Annotated in this window: 22 protein-coding genes; 16 read left to right on the top strand and 6 right to left on the bottom strand. The window is 67.5% G+C overall.

The genetic code is table 11. From position 1 onward, the window contains the following. Window positions 1-96 precede the first annotated feature (96 nt). Window positions 97-1,641 carry an acyl-CoA synthetase gene (locus LVJ94_13190; GenBank protein WXB08185.1) on the top strand — a complete coding sequence of 515 codons (1,545 nt, stop codon included), beginning with the start codon at window positions 97-99 and terminating at the stop codon, window positions 1,639-1,641. On the opposite strand, the gene LVJ94_13185 is transcribed toward LVJ94_13190, so the two are convergent. The 5 genes from LVJ94_13185 to LVJ94_13165 form a co-directional block, all read right to left on the bottom strand. Continuing rightward, window positions 1,597-2,211: a LysE family transporter gene (locus LVJ94_13185; GenBank protein WXB08184.1), complete on the bottom strand. Its 615-nt coding sequence runs from the start codon at window positions 2,209-2,211 to the stop codon at window positions 1,597-1,599. The genes LVJ94_13190 and LVJ94_13185 overlap by 45 nt on opposite strands. A gap of 2 nt (window positions 2,212-2,213) precedes the next feature. Further along, window positions 2,214-2,708 (bottom strand): Lrp/AsnC family transcriptional regulator, encoded by a 495-nt coding sequence (locus tag LVJ94_13180; protein WXB08183.1) that lies wholly within the window; start codon window positions 2,706-2,708, stop codon window positions 2,214-2,216. A 150-nt stretch (window positions 2,709-2,858) separates the two neighbouring features. Continuing rightward, a complete protein-coding gene (locus LVJ94_13175) occupies window positions 2,859-3,386 on the bottom strand; it encodes a TlpA family protein disulfide reductase (GenBank protein WXB08182.1) in 528 nt (175 codons plus the stop codon). Further along, window positions 3,386-4,072, bottom strand: a complete 687-nt coding sequence (locus LVJ94_13170) for a hypothetical protein (GenBank protein ID WXB08181.1) — start codon at window positions 4,070-4,072, stop codon at window positions 3,386-3,388. The genes LVJ94_13175 and LVJ94_13170 overlap by 1 nt, the downstream gene beginning before the upstream one ends. After that, entirely contained in the window at window positions 4,069-4,707 is a 639-nt protein-coding gene (locus tag LVJ94_13165; protein WXB08180.1) for a hypothetical protein, read from the bottom strand. The genes LVJ94_13170 and LVJ94_13165 overlap by 4 nt, the downstream gene beginning before the upstream one ends. A gap of 178 nt (window positions 4,708-4,885) precedes the next feature. Between LVJ94_13165 and LVJ94_13160 the strand changes: the two genes are divergently transcribed. The 15 genes from LVJ94_13160 to LVJ94_13090 all read left to right on the top strand — a co-directional run bounded on the left by LVJ94_13160 (window position 4,886) and on the right by LVJ94_13090 (window position 22,883). Next, the gene (locus LVJ94_13160) at window positions 4,886-5,629 is read left to right on the top strand and encodes a sigma-70 family RNA polymerase sigma factor (protein ID WXB08179.1); all 744 of its coding nucleotides are present in this window, start codon (window positions 4,886-4,888) and stop codon (window positions 5,627-5,629) included. A gap of 20 nt (window positions 5,630-5,649) precedes the next feature. Then, window positions 5,650-6,753 (top strand): tRNA 2-thiouridine(34) synthase MnmA, encoded by a 1,104-nt coding sequence (gene mnmA / locus LVJ94_13155; GenBank protein WXB08178.1) that lies wholly within the window; start codon window positions 5,650-5,652, stop codon window positions 6,751-6,753. A gap of 37 nt (window positions 6,754-6,790) precedes the next feature. Continuing rightward, complete coding sequence (locus LVJ94_13150) at window positions 6,791-7,651, top strand: hypothetical protein (protein WXB08177.1); 861 nt, start codon at window positions 6,791-6,793, stop codon at window positions 7,649-7,651. Between the two features lie 92 nt (window positions 7,652-7,743). Then, window positions 7,744-8,745, top strand: coding sequence for a hypothetical protein (locus tag LVJ94_13145; protein WXB08176.1), 1,002 nt, complete (start codon window positions 7,744-7,746; stop codon window positions 8,743-8,745). A 15-nt stretch (window positions 8,746-8,760) separates the two neighbouring features. After that, on the top strand, window positions 8,761-11,271 hold the full coding sequence (locus LVJ94_13140; GenBank protein WXB08175.1) for a protein kinase: 2,511 nt from the start codon (window positions 8,761-8,763) through the stop codon (window positions 11,269-11,271). Window positions 11,272-11,553: 282 nt separating this feature from the next. After that, window positions 11,554-13,203 carry a hypothetical protein gene (locus tag LVJ94_13135; protein ID WXB08174.1) on the top strand — a complete coding sequence of 550 codons (1,650 nt, stop codon included), beginning with the start codon at window positions 11,554-11,556 and terminating at the stop codon, window positions 13,201-13,203. 23 nt (window positions 13,204-13,226) lie between these two features. Then, window positions 13,227-14,567 carry a class I SAM-dependent RNA methyltransferase gene (locus tag LVJ94_13130; protein WXB08173.1) on the top strand — a complete coding sequence of 447 codons (1,341 nt, stop codon included), beginning with the start codon at window positions 13,227-13,229 and terminating at the stop codon, window positions 14,565-14,567. Then, on the top strand, window positions 14,564-14,770 hold the full coding sequence (locus LVJ94_13125) for a hypothetical protein (GenBank protein ID WXB08172.1): 207 nt from the start codon (window positions 14,564-14,566) through the stop codon (window positions 14,768-14,770). Before LVJ94_13130 ends, LVJ94_13125 begins: the two co-directional genes overlap by 4 nt. Beyond that, window positions 14,767-15,702: a tRNA lysidine(34) synthetase TilS gene (gene tilS / locus LVJ94_13120; protein ID WXB08171.1), complete on the top strand. Its 936-nt coding sequence runs from the start codon at window positions 14,767-14,769 to the stop codon at window positions 15,700-15,702. The genes LVJ94_13125 and tilS overlap by 4 nt, the downstream gene beginning before the upstream one ends. Window positions 15,703-15,792: 90 nt before the next feature. Then, window positions 15,793-17,736 carry an ATP-dependent zinc metalloprotease FtsH gene (gene ftsH, locus LVJ94_13115; protein WXB08170.1) on the top strand — a complete coding sequence of 648 codons (1,944 nt, stop codon included), beginning with the start codon at window positions 15,793-15,795 and terminating at the stop codon, window positions 17,734-17,736. A 298-nt stretch (window positions 17,737-18,034) separates the two neighbouring features. After that, window positions 18,035-19,051 carry a type I glyceraldehyde-3-phosphate dehydrogenase gene (gap, locus tag LVJ94_13110; GenBank protein ID WXB08169.1) on the top strand — a complete coding sequence of 339 codons (1,017 nt, stop codon included), beginning with the start codon at window positions 18,035-18,037 and terminating at the stop codon, window positions 19,049-19,051. Between the two features lie 17 nt (window positions 19,052-19,068). Beyond that, window positions 19,069-20,292, top strand: coding sequence for a phosphoglycerate kinase (locus LVJ94_13105; protein WXB08168.1), 1,224 nt, complete (start codon window positions 19,069-19,071; stop codon window positions 20,290-20,292). Then, on the top strand, window positions 20,289-21,065 hold the full coding sequence (gene tpiA, locus LVJ94_13100) for a triose-phosphate isomerase (GenBank protein ID WXB08167.1): 777 nt from the start codon (window positions 20,289-20,291) through the stop codon (window positions 21,063-21,065). The genes LVJ94_13105 and tpiA overlap by 4 nt, the downstream gene beginning before the upstream one ends. A gap of 67 nt (window positions 21,066-21,132) precedes the next feature. Beyond that, a complete protein-coding gene (secG, locus tag LVJ94_13095; protein WXB08166.1) occupies window positions 21,133-21,570 on the top strand; it encodes a preprotein translocase subunit SecG in 438 nt (145 codons plus the stop codon). A gap of 98 nt (window positions 21,571-21,668) precedes the next feature. Then, window positions 21,669-22,883, top strand: coding sequence for a hypothetical protein (locus LVJ94_13090; protein WXB08165.1), 1,215 nt, complete (start codon window positions 21,669-21,671; stop codon window positions 22,881-22,883). A gap of 6 nt (window positions 22,884-22,889) precedes the next feature. Here LVJ94_13090 and LVJ94_13085 read toward each other — a convergent pair whose 3' ends face one another. After that, window positions 22,890-24,491 (bottom strand): ATP-binding cassette domain-containing protein, encoded by a 1,602-nt coding sequence (locus LVJ94_13085; GenBank protein WXB08164.1) that lies wholly within the window; start codon window positions 24,489-24,491, stop codon window positions 22,890-22,892. Between the last annotated feature and the right edge of the window lie 29 nt (window positions 24,492-24,520).

The raw sequence follows: 24,520 nt of genomic DNA, 5'->3' as shown, positions 1-24,520 counted from the left end.
CGAACCGGGCAGAGGGAACAACAACCCATCATAGGAATCGGAATCGATGCGTCAACGGGGCAAGATCCAAACCTCTCATGCTAGGTACGCGAAAGCATGAACCTCCGGACCGACCCGCGGATCGCCATCTCGGATGACGAAGGCACCTGGACTTATGCGGATCTTCATGCTCGGGCGCGGCGCATCGCGGCCGCGCTGCTCTCAGCGAGTGGGCCGGATGGGGAGCGCAAGGATTCGCGGGCGGGTTTGGCAGGCGAACGCGTCGCCATTTTCGTTTCGCCCGGCGGGCACTTCGTGGCGTCGTTCTTTGGCGTGCTCATGGCCGGCGGCGTCGTCACCGTGCTGTCGCCCCTGCATCCATCGCGGGAGATGCTCTACTTCTGCGAGGACGCCGAGGTTCGCACCATCCTTGTTTCGCCGGATCTGAGGCCGCGGCTCGAGCAAGCGGCCGAAGGCCGGCGCGTCCTTTCCACCGACGAGGCGGTGTTTTCGGAGGGGCCGATGCTGGACGAAGGCCCCTCGCAAGCCCCCGACGCGCCCGCGCTGCAGCTTTACACGAGCGGAACCACGGGAAAGCCGAAGGGCGCCGTTCTGACCCACGGCAATCTGGAGACGCAGCAGCGGCTCCTGGCGGAGGCGTGGGAGTTCACCGAGCGCGACACGCTGCTCCATGCGCTGCCGCTGCACCACATGCACGGGCTGGCCATCGCACTGCTGACTGCGCTCGGTGCCGGGGCGACCGTGCGCATGCTCCCGGGCTTCGATGCGAAGCGCATCTGGAGCGAGCTTCCGCGGGCCACCGTCCTCATGGCGGTCCCCACCATGTATACGCGCCTCTTCAACGCCTTTGACGAGGCCGCCCCCGACCTTCGCGCCGAATGGCAACGCGGCGCACGCGGCCTGCGCCTGGCCACCAGCGGGAGTGCTGCCCTGCCCGCAACCCTCGCCGAGCGCTGGCAGATCATCGCGGGCGCCATCCCGGTGGAGCGCTTCGGCATGACCGAGATCGGCGTCGGCACGACCAACCCGGTGCACGGCGCCCGCAAGCCGGCCCACGTCGGCCTCCCCTTGCCGACGGTGCGAACGCGCATCGTCGACGATCAGGGCCAAGACGCCGAAGTCGGCGAACTCTGGATCGCCGGCCCCAGCGTCTTCTCCGGCTATTACAAGCGCCCCGACGCGACGCGCGACGCGTTCGTGCCCGACGCGACGGGCGAGCGATGGTTCCGCACCGGCGACACGGTCACCCGCGACGCCGACGGTTACTTCAAAATACTGGGCCGCACGAGCGTCGATATTCTGAAGAGCGGCGGCTACAAACTGAGCGCGCTCGAAATCGAGGAAGCACTGCGCGAGCACCCGGCCATCCGCGAGGTCGCCGTCGTCGGCGTGCCCGATGAAAACTGGGGTGACCGCGTCGTGGCGTGCGTGGTCGCGCACGAAGGCCGCGCGGGCGAGTGCGCGACGGAGCTCGTACGCACCTTCGCCAAGCAAAGCCTCGCCCCGTACAAGGTTCCCAAGCAGGTGGTGCTCATGACCGAGCTCCCGCGCAATGCCATGGGCAAGGTGCAGAAACCCGAGCTCACGAAGCAGCTTCTAGCTGAGGAGACCAAAGGCAGCGCTGAGCGCAAAGGCGAATAACCCCGTCGCCGACACGCGGTTGATCCACACCAGGTGCGCGCGTCGCAGGCGGTGGCGCAGCAGACTGACGCCTCCGCTGAGCGTGAACCACCACGCCGCCGATCCGAGAAACACCCCGCCCACGAGGGTGCCCGTATCGATCCACGCGCTCTCGCCTGGCTGGATGCCGAAGGACGAGAACATCGCGAGAAACGCCGCGATGGTCATGGGGTTCGTGATGGTGAGCGCCAAGGTCGACAGCCATGCCGAGAAGGCGCTGCCGCCGGCGACCTTGGCCCCCTCCTCCGGCACCGCGGCCGTCCAAATGCGAAACGCCAGGTAGCCGAGGTACAGCGCGCCCACGGTGCGAAACATGGCTTGATGCTCGGCAAAGGCCCGCGCGATGGCACTGACGCCAATCCCCGCAACGAGCCCGTAAATCGCGTCCGCCGTGGCCGCGCCCATACCGCACGCGAACCCCAGCTTGCGCCCATCGGTGAGCGTGCGCCGGATGCACAAGATGCCGATGGGGCCCACGGGAGCGGCCACCGAGAGGCCGAGAAAGACGGCTTTTAGAAAGACAGGAACCATCGTCATTCATCCGGTGCAAGGTGTTCGAGGGGCAGATGCGGAGCGTCCTTCAACGTGGAGAGCGCAATCGACGTGCGCGTCCCGATGACGCCATCGATGCCCTTCAGCGTTTCGCTGACCAGGGTCTCGAGCGTCTTGAGATCGGTCACGTGGACCTTGAGCAGGTAATCGTCGTCGCCCGCCATGTGATGGCACTCCACCACGGCCGCTTCTCGGCGCACCCGCTTCAAGAACGCCGCGCGATGCGTCGGCCGATCGAGCCGCACGGCGATGAACGCCGTGACTCCCAATCCGAGTCCCTCGGCATCGAGAACCGCCGTGTACCCGCGAATGAGCCCGAGCTGCTCGAGCTTCTTTACCCGATCCGCCGCCGCCGGCGCGGAGAGCCCGAGCTCGCTCCCGAGCTCGGCCCACGTCGTCCGCCCCTGCGCGGCGAGAAGGCCCAGAACCTTCGCATCGACGGCATCTAGCTTCTCGAACTTACGATTCAAAGGCATACATCAATACGTACGCCATTTTCGAATGTGCCGCAAATTTTACCAGTCCGTGCCCGTAAACGTGCCCGTGCCCCTGCCCGAACTCTCACGCCCGACGAACGGGCACGGGCACGGGCACGGGCACGGGCAATGTAGTTTCGTTTTGTGCAGCTAGGGATGGCTGCGGAGTTCGCGCCGGATTTCGTCGGCCTTCACCAAGCCGACGTTGCGCCAGACCACGCGGCCCTCGCGATCGAGGATTATCACTGTGGGCACGGCGTGGACGTCGCCGAAGGCGCCGCTGCCGGAGATGGTCTCGGCGTCACCGAGGGCGACGGGGAAGGTCACCCCCAGCTTGGTGCGATAGAGCTCGATGAGCTCGCGGTCCCGGCGCGGCTGCAGCGCCACCAGTGCGTAGGCCACCTGATCGCCGTCGCGCTTGGACATGGGCACGAGGTAATCGACTTGGGCTTGGCTCGAGAGATCCCAGGTGGTGATGAACGCGATGACGGAAAGCTTGCCCTTCATCGCCGCGGAGCTCACCGGACGCTCGTCCAGCGAGTCGTATTCGAATCGGACGGGCGCCTTGCGCTCGGTGCTCTGCACCGTGGAGACGCCCACCGGCGGCGGGGGCTTCGAGGAACCACACCCGAGAAGGCTGCAACCGCACGCAAAAGCAAGAACGTACCCGACCCGCATCAATCGTCTTTCGCGCCTTTTTGTCCGCTGAAGCCGTCTTCGCGCTCGGCGAACAGCACGTTGAACGTCGTCAGCGAGCCGTAGCACTGCGTGACGTACTGCTGCATCTGCACCTTTTCTTCGTCCGAAAGCTGCGGATGGGCGTTGAGCTTCTGTTCGAGCACGCGCAGCTTGTCGCGGACCATCACGATCTTGTGGAACAGCGACTCGATGGGGATGCGCTTTTCGGCCGTGCCTTCCTTGCCCGGCTTCAGGATCATCTCGCCGCCGCTCCAGCGGCCGCCGAGCTTCACCTCGCTCAGCCCGAGTTCGTCGCGGATGACGTAGCGGAGGACCCGTCGAAATTCGTCTGCGTCCATGTCCAAAAGCTCCTCTGGGATCTCCAGTTCGAAAGGCTCGCTCGTCTCGCTCGGCGCGACGGCCCCCGAGGTCCGGGAACTGCGCTCGGCGCGGGGTCTGCGCTCGGGTCGGCGGTTCGCTTGGACCGTCTTGGCGAACGTGCCGCGCAGCACGTACTGCGAGCAGGTGTTGGTCTCGCGGATCGGTGAGGGCCATACGCCGAGCAGGCACTCGCCCGTGCGATGCACCTCGCCGTTCGCGTCGATGGCCTCGACGACGCGCACGAAGCGCGCGCAGCTTCCGCATCGCTTCACGAGTTCGGGCGGTACCTCGTTCTCTTCGCTCACGTGCGCCCAGGATACACGGGCGTGAACAGATCGGAGAAACGAGCCATCACGTCCGGCAGGGTGTGCCCTTTTCGCCGCTCGGCCACCACCGCGTGCGCCAAGGCTTCCACCGCGTCCTCCAGGGGAACGGGCTGCAACTCCCCCGCGGCGAAGGGTTCACCGTCCACGGACTGGCCCGCCTCGAACGCGCGCCCATCGGAAAGCGGCTCGTGCACCGCGGACACGAGCACGTCATCGGGGGCCACGGTGCAGACCAAGAGCTCGACGAAGTGCAGGTAAAGCGAACGCACCAGCACCAGGATCATCGTCCCCTCGGGGGCGCCCGCCTGCGCCGAGTCCGCGCGCCACGCTTGCCATGCCGATTTTCCCTCGAGCGGTCCCATGGCGTGCACCATGCGAAGACGCAGCTCCTCGTCGGCCTCCACCGCGAGCAGCGGCGCGTAAACCGCCACCTTGGGCACGCCGAGGGTCGGAAGGTCCGCATCGAGCGCGTCGAGCCAATCCTGCCGGACGGCGCGGGGCAACTCCCCGTAGGTGAGGGCGGCCGCCCAAGCGGCTTCCGCATCGCTGGCCAACGCCTCGAGCCACACGCGCCAGGCGCCCAGCGACGGTTCTTGTGGGTCAATCGGAGGCAAAACGCGACTCTTCCCTAGGAAAAGGGTCCATTCCTCGGGTGCATGTGCGCTGCACATCGAAGAAGGGCGGAGAGCCTAGTACGTCGGAGGTCAAGTTCCTAGCTAAACTCCCATTCCTGCTGAGCCTCTGCGAGACTCTTGACAGCTGTTGCGCGGAACTAAGATGGTCTCCCATCTGATGTCCTCGAGCCCCGCCCCGAAAGCGCCCACACCGCCAACCAAGGCGGCCGCCGATTCTCCTGAGGTTCACGAGCGCGTCCTCGAGGGTATCTCGCTGGTCACGAGCCTGGCGCGTCAGATGCACCAACACCTCGGCGCCAGCTTGAGCGTCGACGACCTCGAGGCCATCGGCCGCGAAGGCCTGCTCGACTCGGCCCGCACGTTCGACCGTGAGCGGGGGATCCCGTTTTTGCGCTGGGCCAGCCTGCGCATCCGCGGCGCGATGATCGACGGCGCCCGTTCCCACGGTTCGCTTCCGCGGCGCGTGTACCGCAAGCTCCGCGCGTTGGAAGCGGCCGATCGCGTGCAGGAGGTCGTGGCCGAGGAACTGGCCGCCACCCCGCCGCCCAGTCCCGAGGCGGCCGATGAGAAATTGGGCGAGGCCCTGTCGAGCATGGCGCTGGCCATGGCGGCGGCGTTTCTCTCGCCGCAGACGCACGGGCTGGACGAGATCATCCACCCGGACACCGAATCGCCCGAGGAGGAGTTCGCCCACGCCGAACTCATGAACCGAGTCCGCGCCGCCATCGCAAAACGGCCCGAGAACGAGCGCACCTTGCTCGAGCGGCACTACTTCGACGGGGTCACCTTCGAGCAGGCGGCGCAGGAAATTGGCCTGTCGAAGTCGTGGGCGAGCCGGCTGCACGCCCGGGCCATCGAGGCCATCTCCCGCGAATTGAAACGGACCGGCATTAAGGATTGACCAATGCTATACGCACGCGCATGAAGCGCGAGCGCATCGTGGTGGCCATGAGCGGTGGGGTCGATTCCGCCGTGGCCGCGGCGCGGCTGCACGATGCCGGACACGAAGTGGTCGGCGTGACGTTGCACCTCTGGGACTACCCCGACGAGTTGGACGCCCCGGGCGGCCACGGGCGCTGCTGCGCACCGGAAGACCAGTACGACGCACGCCGCACGGCGGACGCGCTGGGCTTTCCGCACTACACCTTCGACCGGCGCGATCTCTTCGCCAAGGAGGTCGTGGCGCCATTCGTCGATGCCTACGTCGCCGGCGAGACGCCCAGCCCCTGCACGACGTGCAACCGCGAGGTGAAGCTCGCCGAGCTGTTCGCCATCGCCGATCGCCTCGGTGCGCGCGGGGTCGCCACGGGCCACTACGCGCGCACGGGGCGCGATGCCGACGGGACGCCGTTCTTGCTCGCGGGCCGCGACGACAAGAAGGACCAGAGCTACTTCCTCTACGCAACGCCCCGCGAAAAGCTCGAGCGCCTCGTCTTTCCCCTGGGCGAGAGCACCAAGGCCGAGGTGCGCGCCGAAGCCCTTGCGCGCGGCCTGCCCGGCGCCTCCAAGGGCGAGAGCCAGGAGCTCTGCTTCGTGGGCGGCGGCGAGCACGCGTACACGCGCTTCGTCGAAGAGCGCAGTGCCGACCGCGTTCGGCCCGGGCCCATCGTCGACGACACGGGGCGCGTGGTCGGGGAGCATGCGGGCGTGCATCGTTTCACCGTTGGCCAGCGCAAGGGCCTCGGCGTGGCGCTCGGGCGCCCCATCTGGGTGACGCAGATCGACGCCGCCACCAACACGGTGCACCTCGGCGGCGAGAAAGCCCTCGCCGGGGTGGGCGCCAAGCTCGACGATGTCGTGCTTGCCCCGGGCGTGTCCCTGCCTCTCTCGGCGCGCGTGCGCATCCGATACCGCCATCCGGGTGCGGAGGCCACCATCGTCATGTCGTCGGAGGAGCCGGGATCGGCCCACGTCACCTTCCGCGAGCCGGTGGCTGCGCTTACACCGGGCCAGATCGCGGTCTTCTACGATGGCGACCGCGTCCTCGGCGGGGGACGATTGCGCTCGCGCGACCTCGCTTCGTGAGTGCGCCGCGCCTCGATTGAGCGCTAGGATGCTCCACATGGGCCTCCTGCGCGGAATCGCTCCTGCCGTCGTTGCAACTGCGTTGGTCGGCGCCGTGGTCATTCCCGCGTGCGGCTCGCTCGGCGACGGCGAAGGCAGCATCTCGGGCACGCTCAACGTCCCCAATTGCTGGTCGGGCGACTTCAAACTCGCGCCGGACTTCTACGCGGGCATCCCCTACCGCGACAGCGTGCAGCTGCGCATCCAACACGGCGGCGACTTCGAGACCTTCAGCGACGGCGTCATGATCCTCGTCGACGACGTGCACGCCATCCGCGGCGATCCTGGTCACGCTTCGCGCCTCGGCCAGCCGCTCAAGGTCTCGCTCCCGGTGGGCGTTTACCCGCCGGGCGTGCCCATCACGCCCGATCCGGATCCAGGCCTGGTGCACCTCACCTTGTACCTGCAGCGCACTTGCCGCACGCAGAATGTGGCCCTGCACGCGGTCTCCGCGGCGAGCCTCAATGCCAACGGCACGTGCGACGCGATCGACAGCGGAGAGCCCTTCATCGGCCCGTGCCAAGGCGGCGCATCGCCTCCGGGTGCGGATGCGGGGGCCGGAGACGATGCCGGCGCCGATGGGGGGAACGGAAACGCGGATGGTGGCGCCGATGGCGGCACCTCGACCCCGCCCAAGGTTGGCTACAGCACCATCACGTTCGACCACCTGTACAACGCGGTGCCCGAGGAGTCGAACGCCGCCGAGCGCCTGAGCGAGGGGAGCTTCGAGGTGTACCTCGTCGATCCCAGGGAAATTTGTCCCGGAGGCCTCGGGCCGCCACCCCGCTGCCGCGGTCATCTCACCGGGAAATTCCGCTTTTACTTCGAGCGCGGGCGCCCAGGGCAGCCGTTCCCGTAGCACAGGCGCCACTCTCTCTCGCATTTCGGCTTTTTTCGTAGCCTTGCGCGCTTGGGGCGGGATCGATAACCTTCGCCCTAGAGATTTCAATCGTGCGAGATTTTCAGACGTTCTTTGCGCGCAGCGCGGGAGCGGTCCTTGCGGTCTGCCTGCTCGGGACCGGCGGACCACTCTACGCTCAGTCCGCCGGCGGCCCCGGCAGCGGCGCAGCGTCGGAACGGATCCGCAATGCCGACCCGCCGCGCGGTGGGCCCGCCCTCGATCGCGCCCAGGCCGCGTGGGGACGCGGTGACTTCGACGTCGCTGAAGCGCAGTTCGCCGAGGCCCTCGAGCAAGGCGGCCTCCCGCGCAAAGACCTCCTCAAGGCGCACGTCTACTTGGGCGCCGCACGCGCGGTCCTCGGAAAGCGCGATCGTGCCCTCGCCGCCTTTCGAATCGCCGCCACGCTCGATCCGTCGTTCAAGGTCCCTTCGGAGGCTGGCAAGAAGGCCACCCTCATCGCGGACACCGCCCGCAAACAGCACGGGCAACCCGTCGCGCTCCAGATGGAGGCCCCTGCGGACACCAGCGTGGGGCGCCCGTTTCGGGTGGAGGTCGCGCTTTCCGGAGCGGCGGGCTCGCAGACGATCACGCGCGTGATGCTCGCGGTGGGCGAGGGCCCGACGGCGTCGTACAGAACGGAGCAAGCGGCGAGCGCGCACATCGCGTTCGACGTGCCTGGCCGCATCGCCACCGACGGCGCGGCGCTTTCGGTGCGCGTGAGCGGTCTCGATGCCCGCGGCAACGAGTGGGTCTCCAGCGAATCGAACGTGCGCGTGGAGAGCGAAGGCCAAGGCCCCACGCCCTTGCCCCTGGCCGCGGTACCGCCGCCCCCCTCCGCGAACGAACCGGCGAAGTCCGGCTTCCGCGTGGCCACCGCCCCCGCTCCCAAGGACAACGCCGATCACGATTCGAAGGGGGGCTTCTGGTCCAGCCCGTGGCCGTACATCATCGGCGGCGCCGTGCTCGTGGGGGCCGGTGCAGGCGCGTACTTCCTCCTCCGTCCTTCGGACGACGTCACCGTCGCTCCCGTCCAAGTTCAAGCCATCCGATGAAGGAGATCCCAGACGTTGCCCCAAGATCGCGTCCACCGCCCCGACATCACAGGTAGCGCTTCCTCGGGTGGTGGCGGCAGTGGCTCGTCCACGGAACCGCGCGCGGGCACCTATTTTCTCGGGCGATACCGCGTCGTCGACGAAATCGGCATCGGCGGCATGGCCACCGTGCACCTGGCACGCATGGATGGACTGGGCGGCTTTCAGAAGTGGGTCGCCATCAAGAAGATTCACGCGCACTTGCTGGAGGACGAATCCTTCGTCCAGATGTTCCTCGACGAGGCACGCATCGTCGCGCGCATCTCGCACTCCAACGTGGCCACCGTCTTCGAGCTCGGGAAGCACGAGGACTGTTACTGGATCGCGATGGAGTACCTGCACGGCGAGCCGCTGCGCGAGCTGATGCGCCGCACCGAAGAAATCGGCACGCCCATGCCGCCGGAAATCGCCTGCCGGGTCATCGCCGATGCGGCGGAGGGCCTGCATGCCGCGCACGAATTGGTGGGCAAGAACGGCGAGAAACTGCAGCTCGTTCACCGCGACGTGACGCCGCACAACCTGTTCGTCACTTACGACGGGACGACCAAGGTCGTGGACTTCGGCATCGCCAAGTTCGCCTCGCGCATTTCCAACACGCGCGCGGGCACGCTCAAGGGCAAGCTGGCGTACATGTCGCCGGAGCAGGTGCACGGCGAGCCGATCGATCGCCGCACGGACCTGTTCGCGCTCGGCGTGGTGCTCTGGGAGCTGACCACCGGGCAGCGTCTTTTCCGCATGGACAACGATCTGGACACCTTGGCCAAGGTCCAGGAGTGCAACGTGCCGCGCCCGAGCACGTTGGTGCGTGGCTACCCGATCGACCTCGAGAAGATCGTCATGAAGGTGCTCGCGCGCAATCGCAACGAGCGCTTCAAGACCGCACGCGAGCTCTCACGGGCGCTGCAGTCGCTGCTGATGCGGCGCGGGCTCTTCATCGCCAGCGACGAGGTCGCGAGCTACGTGCAATCGATCTTCGCCGAGCGCATTCAGAAGCGCGAGGCGCACCTGCGCTGGGCGGCGGAGGTCACGCAGACCATCAACGTCGAGGGGCTCCGCGCCACGGAGGCGATCGCGCACCCGGTGGATCCGGCGTGGCCAAGCGCCGGACGCGAGATGCCCTTCCATCCCGACGCCAAGGCGGCGGCTCCGCCGCCCAATGCGCGCCTGCCGACGCCGAGGCCCGCGGCGGGCATGCCTGCCCTCGTGCCGCGCCGCGATCAGCAGATGCTGCGCAGCCAGGAAACGCCGTCGCTCGAGACGCCGCCCACCGGCGTGCGGCCGTACGACGATGGTCCGACGCTCCAGGGGTCGCTGCCCGACTTCGGCTACCACGGCGGCGAGGACTTCGACGACAACGACGATACACTCGTGGCCAAGGGGCGCGAGGGTGCGGCGAGCGCAAACCGGGATGCCCATCGCGAAAACGGCGCGGCGACGCAGCAAGCCGCTCCGCCGCCGAACAACACGGCGCAAAAGCCCGCGGTGCCGTTGCCCGCGGCCGGGCGACCCGTGGAGCCCTTCCCTCCACCGCCCCCCGCCGAAATGCACACCTTGGCGATGGAACAGGTTCCCGTCCCCATCCCCTCGCCGTTCGCCCCTCTCCCGGCGCCGAGCAACTTCTCGACCGACTTCGCGCATCTGGGGGCAGGAACGGCCCCCCAAGCGGGGCCTGGGGCGGCGCCGGCGCAGCCCAATCCGTTCATGGCCAGTCCGGTCTCGCCCGCACCGGATCCAGGGTGGAACGCGTCGGTGGGCATACCGGCACCCACGGGGCAGAGTCCGATGCTGCTGCCGCCGGATCTCGACAACCGCACCATGACGGCGCGCGCCCTGAAGCAGGGCATCCCCATGTGGGTCGTCGCGCTCGGATCGGGTCTTCTCGCACTCCTCTTCGTCGGCGCGATTTACCTACTTCTCTCGGGCACGCTGACGGAGAAGCCCGAGGCGAAGGTGGAGAAGTCGCCGGCCGCTTCGTCGAGCGCGGGCCCCTTTGGCGGGGCGCGCGATGCCTTTGCGGCCGCCATCGCGCCACAAACGTCCGTCACGGCGCTGCCGGCGGCGGAGGACAAGGCGCCCGCGCCACCCCCGGAGCCTCCGGCGGTCACGCCGCCCGCGTCGGCGAGTGCCACGGCGACGCCACCCTCGACGACAACGGCCACCAGCGCGAGCAAGAGCACCTCGTCCTCGTCACGATCCGCGAAGGAACCCAAGGAGACGGGGCCCGTCGAAATCCCGCGTGGGGGCGCCCCGACCGAGAAAAAATCGGAGCGCACGGGCCTGTTGACCATCATCTGCAAGCCCACGCAGTGCGACGAGGTTTACGACAACGGCAAGCTGCTCGGCTCCTCGCCGCTTTACCGGCAATCGGTTTCCGTGGGCGAGCATCGTTTGACACTCAAAACGTTGAACCCACCTGTAACGAAGACCCAAAAGGTCACCATCTCCGCCGACGAGCTCAATATCCAGCAAGTGACGATGTCGCCCTAACGTAAACGTCGACGGATCGTGGCGGATTCGCGAGCCGTTCGAAGGCGAGCAGCGGCAGCGAGACAATTCCGGCGAGACCGGCGCCTTAGTCCGTCCCCACGCGGCAGGATCGCCAGAGATATGGCGTTCCTGACCTTCTGGACCACACATCGCTCCGGTCGCCGGCTTCGTTCCGCTGCCGCGGTTCGCGTATCAGGTCATTGGACACCTGACATATTCCATCGACCGTTACCTTGACGCGTCGATCGAACGTTGCCTCGGCGGCGTGCTATCCACAAAGCCGTGCGCCGGCTTCTCTTTCTTGCCGCGTGGCCTCTCGTGGCCCTCGCGTCGTTCGCCGATACCGCCTGCAATCGCAAGCCGGAGCTCTCGTTCACGCTCCATGTGCCCGACGGCGTTCGCGATCAGGCCACGTGGTACGAGGTCGGCGTCTTCGCCGATGCGGCATGCCCATCGGGCGCCCAGCTCTCGGCGGGGATCCCCACGACGGGCACCCGCGCACGCGTCGCCTTCCGCAGCGGCACCAAGACCCCGCCCGCCATCGGCGATCTCCCGCGCGGCACCTATGCTTTCGCCGCCGTGGCCAAAAAGGACGACTGCACCGTGCTCGCCACGGGCTGCTCGTCGCTCGACGTGGGCGATGCCAACGAGGTCTCCATCACGCTGAAGGCCAAGGAAACGCCTTCGGGCGCCTGCGGCGAAGGCACCGTGTGCACCAATGCGCAATGCACCCCGTCCACGGACAACGATCAGCCGAGCGTCGGGGCGGGGTGCTCGCTCGAACTCGTCGGCGCCGGGCCGCTGGGCAATCCACTGGGCAGCGCCGGGACGATCATGAGCTACCCGGCCATCGTTCCCACGGAAAAGGGCTTCCTCGTCGCGTACCGCGAGTACGACGCAATCCAAGGCCGCTCGCGCCTCACCTTTGCGCCCATCGACTCGGGTGGGGGCTTGGGCACGCTCGTCACGCAGGATCTGCCCGATCGATGCAACACCGCCGAGGAGGCGGACGCCGTCGGCCTCGCCTATGAGAAGGATCGTGGACTTGCGGTGGTGGCGCGCGCGCTGTGCAACGACAAGGCGGGCTTCGATCTTCTGGCCGTCGATGCCGCGGGGACGATCACCAAGCAAGGCGCGGAGACGGGCGCGTTCGTCGCCAGCGCGCGGCTGTCGCTCTCGTCCGCCCACGCGGTGGCGAAAGCGCCGTCGGGCAAAGACTTCTTCGTCGCGGGGCTCAAGGACGGTCAGGCCCTGCTCAGCACCACGAACGACGTTCAGTTCGCCCAGAGCACGCCGGTCTCGGTCGGAGGCGCCGCGCCGCACAGCGATGCATGGGTCGCCACCAGCAACGCGGCCACCGCCGTGCTTTCCGCCGCACAGAGCGCCGGTGCCGCCGACGCCGGGGCGGACGCGGGCAAGGAAAGCGTGCTTCGCCTTCAAATGGTCGCGGGGGCGAGCGTCGGCAACCTTCCGCAACCGCTCGAAATACCGGGAACCTGGGGCTCGATGGCCCTGCAGGGAACGCGGCTCGTGGTGGCCAGCAATGGCAACACGGCCGGGCGCTCGGTCGTGTTTCATGTCTTCGACTTGGGCAAAAATGTGCCCACGGTCGAGGACGGCTTCAACACGGAGGCGCTCGGTAAGGTCTCGTTCGCCGACGTCGCGTACAACAAAGCGCACGCCTTTTTCGCGGTCGAGCAACCGGGGGCCATCACCATCGTGGCCTACGATCAGATGGCCACGGATACGCCCACATTTTTGCGCGAGGAGCAGCTCGCCCTCAACCCGCGCGTGCCCGCGCTCGCCCAGGTTCGCGACGGCCGCCTGGCCATCGCGGCCACCGACACGCGGGTCGCGGTGGTGTGGGCCACCGCACGCACCCTGACCGAGCACGATCCCACCGGCGGATACGCCGTGTTGGCATGCAGGTAGAGCGCGCGCTATGAACGGCGACGATGTCACGACCCCGTAAGGAAAAATCCCGGCCTTCGAACGACATGACGCTCGAGATCGCCGAGGTCGCCCCCGGCGGGGACGGCGTGGCCATCGTCACGCACCAGGGCGAACGCCGTGCGGTGTTCGTGCGCGGGGCGGCCCCCGGCGATCGCATCGAGGCCCGTGTGGATTTCGGCCCGCGTCCGGCGCGCGGGCAGCTGCGCAACGTCGTGGGCGCGGGCGTCGATCGGGTGGAGCCTGCGTGCCCCCACACGATGCGGTGCGGCGGCTGCAATTGGATGCAAATTGCAAACGATGCGCAGACGCGCATCCATTTGGAGCACCTGCGCGCCGCGCTTCCCGAGGCCTGGCGCGAGCATCCCGTGGAGTCCGTGCGCGCGACCTCGGCGCTGCGCTACCGCACGCGCGCGCGGGTGCACGTGCGCGCATCCGGCGGGCGCGCCATCGTTGGGATGCACGCGCCCTCGAGCCACGAGCCCATCGAGGTCGACGCATGCACCGTGCTCCATCCGACCATCGAGCGCGCGCGCCTCGAGCTCGAGCCTCGATTCGAGCGCGCCCACGGCACCGGCGACGTGGAAATTGCGTTGGGTCCACCCGTCGAGAACGACGACGAGCGCGGCCACGTGCTGTCGGTGCGCTGGAGCGGTGCGCTGCCGGGCGAAGTGTACGCGCGGTTCGAACGCGCGCTCACCCCGACCGGGGAGACCGGCTTGCGCGGGGCCAGCATCGTGTGCGGCGAGGCCACGCGCCCGGCGGTCATCGGCGATCCCACGCCGTGGATGGCCGGGGCCGATGGATCGCCGCTCCAACTTGCCGTCGGCGGCTTCGCGCAAGCGTCGGAGGAGGGCAACCTCCTTCTAGCCCGCCGCGTGGGCGAGCTTGCGGCGAGCGCGCTCTCCTCCGTGCCGAATGCCCACATCGTCGAGCTCTACGCGGGGGCGGGCAACTTCACGGTGCTGCTCGCGCCGCACGGTCAGCTCGTCGCGGTCGAGTCGCACGCGGGTGCGTGCCGCGCGGCGCAGGCCAACCTGAGCGCTCGCGGCCTCGCAGGCGCGAAGGTCGTCGAGGCCGACGCCAGCACGTACGCACTTCCCAAGGCGCTGCACCTTCTCGTGCTCGACCCTCCGCGAACCGGCGCCCGCGCTGTGTGCGAGCAGGTGGCCGGCCTTCGAAATCCGCCGCGCTTCCTCCTCTATGTGTCCTGTGATCTCGCGACACTCGGGCGCGATCTGCACACGCTGTCGCCGCTCTACCGACCGCACACCCTCGAAGCGTTCGAACTCTTTCCGCAGACAAGCCACCTCGAAACCGTGGTTCTGCTCGAGCGGGTGCGATGAAAACGAAGCTCGATGCCCGCTTGCTCCAGGAGGCCGAGCACTTCGCCTTTCGCTTCGCCTGCGAAGACTGCGTCCACTTCGACCCGGGGTCACCCGACGCGCCGGCTCGATGTGCACATGGCTACCCGCCCGGTCCACGCCGTGACCAGTTGGAAATCGCGCGCGGAGAGATCACCTTCTGCAAGGAGTTCGAGCTCCGATGAGCCGCCCCTCGCACCCGCCGACCTTGCTCACGATCGCGCGCCGCACCATCGTCGACGAGTCGCTCCTCGCGCCCGGTGATGCCGTTCTTCTCGCGGTGAGCGGGGGACGCGACTCGATGGCTCTTCTGCATGTGATGAGTCTTCTCGCGAAAAAAAATGCCTACCGACTCCTCGCCTTCGGCGTCGATCACGGTCTGCGGCCCGAGGCCGCGCGCGAGCTCGACCTGGCCGAATCGTTCTCACGCGAGCTGGGTGTCCCATTTGGGCGCGCCTCGGTCGACGTCGCGCCGGGCGGCAATTTGCAGGCGCGCGCACGTGACGCCCGCTACCTCGCACTGGAGGACGCCGCCGCGGCGTTTGGCGCATCCGTCATCGCCACCGCGCACCACGCGGACGATCGCGCGGAAACATTTCTTCTTCGCCTGCTTCAAGGTTCACACGCCGCGGGCCTCGCCGTGCTGCCGGCCAAGGCGCCCGCTGCGAATGAAGGGAAAATTACGCGCATTCGTCCGCTCATTCGGGCCAACCGCGAGAGCATTGACGCACACATAACGCGTCACGTCATTGCGTTTGCCAACGACCCTTCCAACGCGAACCCACGCTTCGCACGGGCGCGCGTGCGGCACGAAGTGCTTCCACTTCTTCGCACCATGAGCCCCAAAATCATCGAGCAATTATGCGGCTTAGCCGACGAGCTCGCTCCTTGCAGCGAAGCAGCGAACGCACGCGGTCACGCCTATCCGTTGTCCCGTGCGACCCAGCTCGCTCTCGCCGAACTCCGCAGGACCCAATCGGGCACGGCACGCATCCAACTGCCTGGAGGCCTTGTCGCGATGGCGGATCGGACGCACGTTTGGTCCGAGACCGCTGAGGCAACCTTATCGGAAACTGCTTCCACAAGGCCACTAAGGCGTCCCGCCCCTAAAGACTGATCACATACGCTGTTCCCCGTATGGATGCGCCCCTGGTTCGATGGTACTCGTTAAAGGACTCTTTTCCTGGCCGGCCCCCGAGGTAAAAACGTGAAGCAATCGCATAAAACGCTGCTGCTGTGGGTGCTGCTGATCCTCATGTTCTTGGCGATCTGGCAGTTTTTGAGCCCCGCAGACAGGAAGCAACCCGTCGCCTTCAGCGAGTTCCTCAATGAGGTTCACGCCGGCCACGTCGACGACATCAAGATCAAAGAACGCGAATACATCTTCCGCGTTCACACCAACGACGCCACCAAGTCGACGGTGACCAAAGAGACCGTCGGCCCGCTCGCCGACGAAGCGCTGCTCAACACCTTGAAGCCCGATTCGAAGGACGCCCCGGCGCCGAAGATCGCCTTCGAGAAGGAAGACGCTTCGCCCTTCTGGTCGAGCACCCTCATCACGCTGCTGCCGATGCTCTTCATCGGTGTGATGTTCTTCCTCTTCATGCGCCAGCTCCAAGCGGGCGGCGGCAAGGCGATGAGCTTTGGCAAAGCCAAGGCCCGCATGCTGAGCGACTCGCAGAACAAGGTCACCTTCGCGGACGTCGCCGGTGTCGACGAGGCGAAGGACGAAGTGGAAGAGATCATCGCCTTCCTCAAAGACCCCAAGAAGTTCCAGCGCCTCGGTGGCCGCATCCCCAAGGGCGTTCTGATGATTGGCCCGCCCGGCACCGGTAAGACGCTGCTCGCGCGCGCCATCGCCGGTGAAGCGGGCGTTCCCTTCTTCAGCATCTCCGGTTCGGACTTCGTCGAGATGTTCGTGGGCGTCGGCGCCAGCCGCGTGCGCGACCTATTCGAGCAGGGCAAGAAGCACGCGCCCTGCATCATCTTCATCGACGAGATCGACGCCGTCGGTCGTCACCGCGGCGCAGGCCTCGGCGGCGGTCACGACGAGCGCGAGCAGACGCTGAACCAGCTCCTCGTGGAGATGGACGGCTTCGAGTCGAACGAGGGCGTCATCATCATCGCCGCGACGAACCGGCCCGACGTGCTCGACCCTGCCATTCTCCGCCCCGGTCGTTTCGACCGCCGCATCACCGTCACGCGCCCGGACGTGCGCGGCCGCGAAGCCATTCTCCGCGTCCACGCGAAGAAGACGCCTCTGGCCCCCGACGTCGACCTCGAGACCATCGCCCGCGGCACCCCCGGTTTCTCGGGCGCCGATTTGGAGAACTTGGTGAACGAGGCGGCGCTTTTGGCGGCGCGTCAGGACAAGGACGCCGTGTCGATGGTCGACTTCGAGATGGCCAAAGACAAGGTGTACATGGGCACGGAGCGTCGCTCGATGGTCATCAGCGACGAGGAGAAGCGCAACACCGCCATCCACGAGGCGGGGCACACGCTCATCTCGGTGCTCATCAACCACCACGACCCGGTCCACAAGGTCACCATCATCCCGCGCGGCCCCGCGCTGGGTGTCACCTGGTACCTGCCCAAGGACGACCGCCACAACTTGAGCAAGGAGCAGGCGGAGTCCAGCATCGCCGTGGCCCTCGGTGGCCGCATCGCCGAGGAGATCATCTTCGGGCGGCTCACCACCGGCGCCGGCAACGACATCGAGAAGGCGACGGACATCGCCCGCAAGATGGTGTGCGAGTGGGGCATGAGCGAGAAGCTCGGGCCTCTGGCCTACGGCAAGCGCGAGGAGCAAGTCTTCCTCGGGCGTGACTACGGCTCGCGCCAGCAGGACTACTCCGAGCAGACCGCGGTGGAGATCGACCAAGAGGTGCGCCGCATCGTGGGCGATCAGTACAAGAAGGTCCGTGAGCAGCTCGACCTGCACAAGGACAAGCTCGAGTCCCTCGCCAACGCCCTCATCGAGCGCGAGACGCTCGATTCGGAAGAGATCGCTGCCGTGTTCGACGGTCGCGAGCTGCCGAAGCGTGAGCGCGTGGTGATCCCGACCTACGCCGAGAAGGAGAAGGCGGCGAAGGAGAAGCGCAAGGTCGCCAGCATCTTCGGCGGCCCGCCGAAGCCCGCAACCTCTGGCTGATAGGCGTTGACGAACAGCCGATAGTCAGGTGCGGCCCCCAAGCGGGCCTTGGGGAAACAAATGGAAAAACGGGACCTGGGAAACCTGGTCCCGTTTCCCTTTAAAGACTCGGGAAAAACGGCAAAACGAGCACGGCCAGGCATATTCGTGCGACAACGGGCGCGGGGTCTTGCTCGACCCGCGCGGTGGGGGTAGGTTGCGCGGGGCCTTCGGACGCAACCTCCGGCGGAAAGACGGTCGAAACCACACCGCCGGCTACGTCGGAGCCCGAGTCGAAGACAAACAGGAGAGCTTCGTCATGACGGTAAAGATCGGCATCAACGGCTTCGGTCGCATTGGACGGTGCATCGTACGCGCGCTCCACGAGCGCAACGTGAAGGACATCGAAGTGGTCGCGGTGAACGACCTGACCGATGCCAAGACGCTCGCGCACCTCTACAACTACGACTCCATCCATGGCCGCGCGGAGCCCCGCGCCAAGGCCGTCGAAGGTGCCTTCGAGATCGCAGGCAAGACTGTGAAGATCCTCGCCGAGAAGGAGCCCGGAAAGCTCCCGTGGAAGGCGCTGGGCGTCGACGTCGTGCTCGAGTCGACCGGCCTCTTCACCGACAAGGACAAGGCCAAGGCCCACCTCGATGCAGGCGCCAAGAAGGTCATCATCAGCGCGCCGGCGAAGAACCACGACATCACCGTGGTCCTCGGCGTCAACACCGAGCAGTACAAGCCGGCCGAGCACCACATCATCTCGTGCGGCTCGTGCACCACGAACTGCCTCGCCCCGGTGGCCAAGGTCCTCTTGGACAACTTCGGCATCAAGCAAGGCTTGATGACCACGATCCACTCGTACACGAACGACCAGGCCGTGCTGGACATCCCGCACCGCAAGGGCGACCTGCGCCGCGCCCGCGCCGCCGCCGTGAACATGATCCCGTCGTCGACCGGCGCCGCCAAGGCCCTCGCCGAGGTCATCCCGGCCCTCAAGGGCAAATTCGACGGCCAGGCCATCCGCGTCCCGACGGTGGACGTGAGCCTCGTCGACCTCACGGTGGAGACCGAGAAGACCCTCACCAAGGAAGCGATCCACGCGGCGATGAAGGCTGCGGCGGAAGGCCCGCTCAAGGGCATCCTCGGCTACACCGAAGAGCCGCTCGTCTCGAGCGACTACATCGGTGACCCACACTCGTCGATCTTCGATGCGACCGTCACCCAGGTCCTGGGCGAGCGCTTCGCCAAGGTCTTCAGCTGGTACGACAACGAGTGGGGCTTCTCCAACCGCATGATCGAGCTCACGCAGCTCGTCGGCAAGTCGCTCTAAAGGCTCCTGGTCGAACCATGGAAGGCTACCTCGAGGGGATCCGGCCGATTCGCGAGCTGGAAATCGAGAACAAGCGCGTCTTCATCCGCGTGGACTTCAACGTCCCGCTGGACGAAAACGGCAAAATCACGGACGACTCGCGCATCCGCGAAGCGCTGCCCACGATCAAGCATGCGGTCGAGCGGGGCGCGCGCGTCATCCTGGCGAGCCACTTGGGCCGTCCCAAGCCCGGCAAAATGTCCGATGCGGAGCTGAAGAAGCTCTCGCTCGAACCGTGTGCCGCGCACCTCGCGGGCCTTCTGGGCGCGGAAGTCACCCTGCCGGAAGACTGCATCGGCGATGCACCGAAGAAGGTCGTCTACGATCTTCGCGCCGGCCAGGTGTGCCTTCTCGAGAACCTCCGCTTCCACGCGGAGGAGGAGAAGGACGAGGAAGGCTTCGCACGCGAACTGGCGGCGCTGGCCGATGTGTACGTCGACGACGCGTTCGGTGCGGTGCACCGCGCGCACGCCAGCGTGCACGGCATGGCGAAACTGTTTCGCGATCGCGGGTGCGGATTCCTCCTCGAGAAGGAGATCCTCGCCCTCGGCAAGCTGGTGACCAACCCGGACAAGCCGTACGTGGCCATCCTGGGCGGCGCCAAGGTGTCGGACAAGATCGCCGTGCTGGATGCGCTGCTGCAGAAGGTGGACGCGCTCCTCATCGGCGGCGCCATGGCCAACACGTTCCTCGCGGCCAAGGGGCTCAACATGCAAGCCTCGAAGGTGGAAACGGACAAGCTGCCGCTCGCCCGCACCATCCTCGAGAAGGCACGTGAGGCCAAGGTCGACCTCGTTCTTCCGAGCGACGTCGTCACGGCCGGATCCCTGGCGGCGACGTCGGGCACGGTCGTGAACGCCGGATCGCTTCCGGAAGGCGGCATGGCGCTCGACATCGGACCGAACTCGGTGCGCGACTTCGTGCAGCGCTTCGCCAAGGCGAAGACGGTGTTCTGGAACGGGCCGATGGGCTTGTTCGAGAAAGAGCCGTTCGCCTCGGGCACCTTCGGCGTGGCCAAGGCCCTCGCCGAGTCGTCGGCCTTCACCGTCGTCGGCGGTGGCGACAGCGCAGCCGCCGTCTACGCGGCGGGCGATGCCGTCGCCAAGAAGATGGGGCACATCTCCACCGGTGGCGGCGCTTCGCTCGAGCTCATCGAGGGGAAGAAGCTGCCGGGAATCGAAGTGCTGCGGAGGCCGGAGTGAATCCGGAACGACGCCCACTCATCGCCGGGAACTGGAAGATGTTCCACGGTGGCAACAGCGGGCTCGCGCTCGCGGCCGACGTCGTGTCGATCGCGAAGCGCGTGCCCCACGCGGACCTGGTCATCTCGCCGCCGTACACGATCCTCGGTGCGGTCTCGCTCGATTGCCAGGGGAAGAAGGTCGCCGTCGCCGCGCAGAACCTCCACGCGAAGGACAAGGGCGCCTTCACGGGAGAGATCAGCGGACCGATGTTGGTCGAGAGCGGCTGCACCTGGGTCATCATCGGACATAGCGAACGTCGCCAGCTTTTCGGGGAGACGGACGCGACGGTGGCCGAGAAGACGGCCGCGGCGCTTCAGTACGGGCTTCTGCCCATCGTGTGCGTCGGCGAGACGCTCGCGGAGCGCGAGGCCGGCAACACGCTGGCGGTGGTGAAGCGGCAGGTCGAGGCCTTCCTCGACATTCTTGCCGGCTCGGACAAGGCCGCCGCCATCGCGTACGAACCCGTTTGGGCCATCGGCACCGGGAAAAACGCGGGGCCGGCCGAGGCGGAGGAAGTGCACGCGGCGATTCGGGCCTGGTTGGTCGAAAAGTCGCCCGCACTGGCTCAGCGCACCCGCGTGCTGTACGGCGGGTCGGTCAAACCGGACAACGCGAAGGCGCTTTTGGGCTGCCCGAACGTCGACGGCGCACTCATCGGCGGCGCGAGCTTGGATGCAGCATCATTTGGTGCTATCGCGGAGGCGGCCGAAGCCCTTGCCATCGCACGGTAGGGGCCTCACCTTGACGCCCCACGCCACCAGCCACGTACGCAGAGCGAGCGAGCACCGGTAGGACCTCATGCAATCGTCGATCTTAGAGACCCTTCTTCAAATCGTGCACGTGTTCGTCTGCTTGGTGCTCATGTTCGTCGTCTTGCTCCAGCAGGGGCGTGGCGGCGGCATGGGCGCCGCGTTCGGTGGTGGCGCTGCGGCGCAGGTCTTCGGCGGGCGCGGAGCGGGGAACATCCTCACCCGTGCCACCTCGATTTGCGCAGCCATCTTCATGCTCACCAGCGTGTCGCTGGCGTACCTCTCCTCCTCCGGCGACCGCTCCCTCCGCGCGAAGGCCGCCTCCGAGGACCGGAAGCGCAGCGAGCGCGGTACCGCGCGCTCGAAGGAAGACAAGCCCGCCGCGCCGAAGGAAGAGGCGCCCCCCGCGGGCGGCCCGACCGGCGCAAGTGGCCCGGGCGACCATGCGCCTGCGGCACCGGCGTCCTCTTCGTCGAGCCCGCAATAGCCTCCCTCGGCAACAACGAGCGCCGCGCCGTCTTTTTGGACGGCGCAGTCGTTTTTGCGCTGAAAGTTGCCCTTGGCCTTTGGCTCGTCCACCGCGGATTGAGCCATATCTCGGACGACGACTTCGCACGCACCGTCATCGCCGAGCGATTCGCGCACGCCCCGCGACTCGATCCCAGCGGAACCAGCTGGCTCCCCTTCCCGTTCTGGATCACCGGCGGGGCGATGATGGCCTTCGGGCGCTCGCTCGCGGTGGCGCGCGCGGTGGCCCTCGCGCTGGGCGGCGTGGGTGCGGTGCTCGCGTACGCGGCGTTGCGTGTGGCACGCGTCGATCGGCTGACAGCCCTGGGCGGGATCGCCTTGGCCATGGCCACGCCGTGGAACGCATGGCTTGGCGCGGCCACGGTGCCGGAGGGCTTCACCGGTGCCTTCGTGGCCGCGGCAGCCATCGCGGCCAGTGCGTGGCCCCGCGCAAGGGCGTCCATTGGAGTGGTGCTCCTCTGCGCCTCGCTCGCGCGCTACGAGGTTTGGCCCGCGTGCCTGGTGGTCACCGTGGCCTCACTCGCGCGCACGCGACCTCTCGTCTCGCGCGCATCGCTCGTTGCACTCGTGCCGGTGGCGGGCCCCCTCGCCTGGATGGCCTGGAACCTCCACGCCCACGGAAGCGCGACGCACTTTCTCGATCGGGTCACGGCTTACCGGCACGCAGTGGGCGCCGCAGGTGCGCCTCTGGCCGAGAAGCTGCTCGTGTACCCGCACGCGTTGCTGGGCGCTCCGGAGATCCTCCTCGTGGCGGCCGTCGGGCTCATGGCCTTCGTGTTCACCCCGGAAATGCGAAGGCGATGGTGGCTGCCGCTGACCGTGGCACTCGCGGTCTTGATCTTCCTCGTCTACGGCGAGACCAAGGAGGGCGCACCCACGCACCACCCCGAGCGCGCGTTGGTGGTCATTTGGTGGATCCTCGCGCCCTTCGGCCTCGACGGCGCACGCGAGCTCGTGGCGCGCCTCACCTTGCGCCCAGCCTACGGTGCGGTGAACGCCATCTGCGTGGCCGTGGCGGCCCTCGGCTGGAACGTCACGCAACCGGGCGCGTGGGATCTCTTCCGCGACAGCCAGATGGGCGAAGCCTCCCGGGCGGTGCAAGTTGCCCGCGGCCAGGAGTTGCGCGCGGCCGGTGCCCCGCACCTCGTCGTCACGCCGTGCGCCTACGAGCACTTTGCCCTCATCGCCGCCTACGGCGCGCCCGAATCGGTGGACATTCGCCCGCCCGAGCATCAGCCGATCCTTCGCGCGTGCCCCAAGGTCGAGCGATAGCCCGCCTCAAACGACGCGACCGCGATCGAGCACGACGACGCGATCTCCGAGCCGGATGATCTCGTCCGTGTGCGCCGCGATGCCCACCATGCGCCCCTCGGAGGAGAGCTCGTGCACGAGCTTGGCGAGCATCTCGACACCGGCTTTGTCCAGATTGGCATCCGGCTCGTCCAGCAGGACCAACGGCTTGTCGTTCGCGAGCACGCGCGCGAGCGCAAGCCGCTGCCTCTCGCCCACCGAAAGCGCCCCCACGTCCACCGTGAGCGGCTGCTCCGGCTGACGGCGCACGAGCACCTCGAGCAACCCCACACGCGCCAGCGCGCGCTCGATGACCGCGTCCACCGCATCGGGCGACACGATGGCAAACGCCTCGCGAACGCTTCCGCGTGCCGGCAGAAAGGGACGCTGGGCCACGTAGGCCACGCTCTTGCGCCATGCATCGAGATCGAGCTCCGCGAGCTCGACACCGCCGCATCGAACCGCGCCGCCATCGAGCGGCGCCACCGCGAGCAGCGTCCGCAGCAACGTCGATTTTCCCGAGCCATTGTGCCCGCGCAAAACGAGAACGGTTCCCGGTTCCCACACCAGGTGCACGTCTTCGAGCGCGCGCTCGCCGGCGCCGGCATAACGCACGGCAACGCCATCCCATGTCACGCGGGCGGGCAGCGCGACGTGCTCCGTGCCTCGGCCCGAAGGCAGCGGCGAGCCCCGAAGGAGCTCGGCAAATGGCGCGAAGCGCACGCCTTGCCGGGTCACATCGAGCCAGTTGCGCCCGAGATTCGCCATCGCGGGAATCGACGCACCGAACAACGCCGCGTGGGCGAGCATCGCCCCGGTGAGCTCCCCGCCCCGCGAGCGCTCGAACACGACGACCGCACCGACGACGAACACGACGACCGCCACGGGAAGCCGCGACGCCAAACCAATGAGCAACGTCGACCGATACACCGCGCGTTCCCACCGGTCCAAGTCGGCGCGCCGCCGAGCGCGAAACGGTTCGCCCACGCCATTGGCCACGATCTCCAGGCGGGCCCCGATCGCCGCCACGAGCCCGTCCACTACCGGCCCATACGCATCCCAACTCCGCGCCTCCTCGCGGCGCGCGATCCGATTCGAGAGCACCACCCCCGCCGCGGCCAAAGCCAGCGCAACCCCACCGATGGCGAGCAGCCGAATCGGTTCCACCACCGCGAGAATGGCGATCACGACGACGGAGGCCACCGCGTCGGCGAGGAGCTCGGGCAACACCGCCGACACCAGTGCCGTACCCGACCAGATCCCCTCGAAGATGGCGCCCTCGGTATCCGCCTCCACGATGGCACTCGCGGCCAAAAGATCGCCTTCGAGCAGCTTGTCGATCGCACCTCGATGCAACCGGGCCTGGACCCGCCGGCGCAATGTCACCCGCGCCGAGGTCCGAACCACGAACGTCAGCGCCAGCCCCAGCGCAGACAGCGATGTCGCCAAGGTGGACCCGTGGAGCAACCAGAGCGCCGTCCCCACGAGGACGAGGCGCTCCAAGAAGTGCAGCCCTGCATAGAGCCCCACCCAGAACGCCTCGTCACGGGCGAGCGACATCAACGTCGCACGGTATCCACCCGCCGTCATGCGCGAAGCAGCATGTCACCGATGGGGTG

Source organism: Sorangiineae bacterium MSr11367, from assembly GCA_037157805.1.
GTDB classification, from domain to species: domain Bacteria; phylum Myxococcota_A; class Polyangia; order Polyangiales; family Polyangiaceae; genus Pendulispora; species Pendulispora rubella.
This window is presented reverse-complemented; position numbering and strand designations above follow the sequence as displayed.

Excerpts from the sequence above, each read along its gene's own strand:
- LVJ94_13190 (WXB08185.1), top strand. The coding sequence starts at position 97 with ATGAACCTCCGGACCGACCCGCGGATCGCCATCTCGGATGACGAAGGC.
- LVJ94_13185 (WXB08184.1), bottom strand. The coding sequence starts at position 2,211 with ATGGTTCCTGTCTTTCTAAAAGCCGTCTTTCTCGGCCTCTCGGTGGCC.
- LVJ94_13180 (WXB08183.1), bottom strand. The coding sequence starts at position 2,708 with ATGCCTTTGAATCGTAAGTTCGAGAAGCTAGATGCCGTCGATGCGAAG.
- LVJ94_13175 (WXB08182.1), bottom strand. The coding sequence starts at position 3,386 with ATGCGGGTCGGGTACGTTCTTGCTTTTGCGTGCGGTTGCAGCCTTCTC.
- LVJ94_13160 (WXB08179.1), top strand. The coding sequence starts at position 4,886 with ATGTCCTCGAGCCCCGCCCCGAAAGCGCCCACACCGCCAACCAAGGCG.
- mnmA (WXB08178.1), top strand. The coding sequence starts at position 5,650 with ATGAAGCGCGAGCGCATCGTGGTGGCCATGAGCGGTGGGGTCGATTCC.
- LVJ94_13150 (WXB08177.1), top strand. The coding sequence starts at position 6,791 with ATGGGCCTCCTGCGCGGAATCGCTCCTGCCGTCGTTGCAACTGCGTTG.
- LVJ94_13130 (WXB08173.1), top strand. The coding sequence starts at position 13,227 with ATGTCACGACCCCGTAAGGAAAAATCCCGGCCTTCGAACGACATGACG.
- LVJ94_13125 (WXB08172.1), top strand. The coding sequence starts at position 14,564 with ATGAAAACGAAGCTCGATGCCCGCTTGCTCCAGGAGGCCGAGCACTTC.
- tilS (WXB08171.1), top strand. The coding sequence starts at position 14,767 with ATGAGCCGCCCCTCGCACCCGCCGACCTTGCTCACGATCGCGCGCCGC.
- gap (WXB08169.1), top strand. The coding sequence starts at position 18,035 with ATGACGGTAAAGATCGGCATCAACGGCTTCGGTCGCATTGGACGGTGC.
- LVJ94_13105 (WXB08168.1), top strand. The coding sequence starts at position 19,069 with ATGGAAGGCTACCTCGAGGGGATCCGGCCGATTCGCGAGCTGGAAATC.
- secG (WXB08166.1), top strand. The coding sequence starts at position 21,133 with ATGCAATCGTCGATCTTAGAGACCCTTCTTCAAATCGTGCACGTGTTC.
- LVJ94_13085 (WXB08164.1), bottom strand. The coding sequence starts at position 24,491 with ATGACGGCGGGTGGATACCGTGCGACGTTGATGTCGCTCGCCCGTGAC.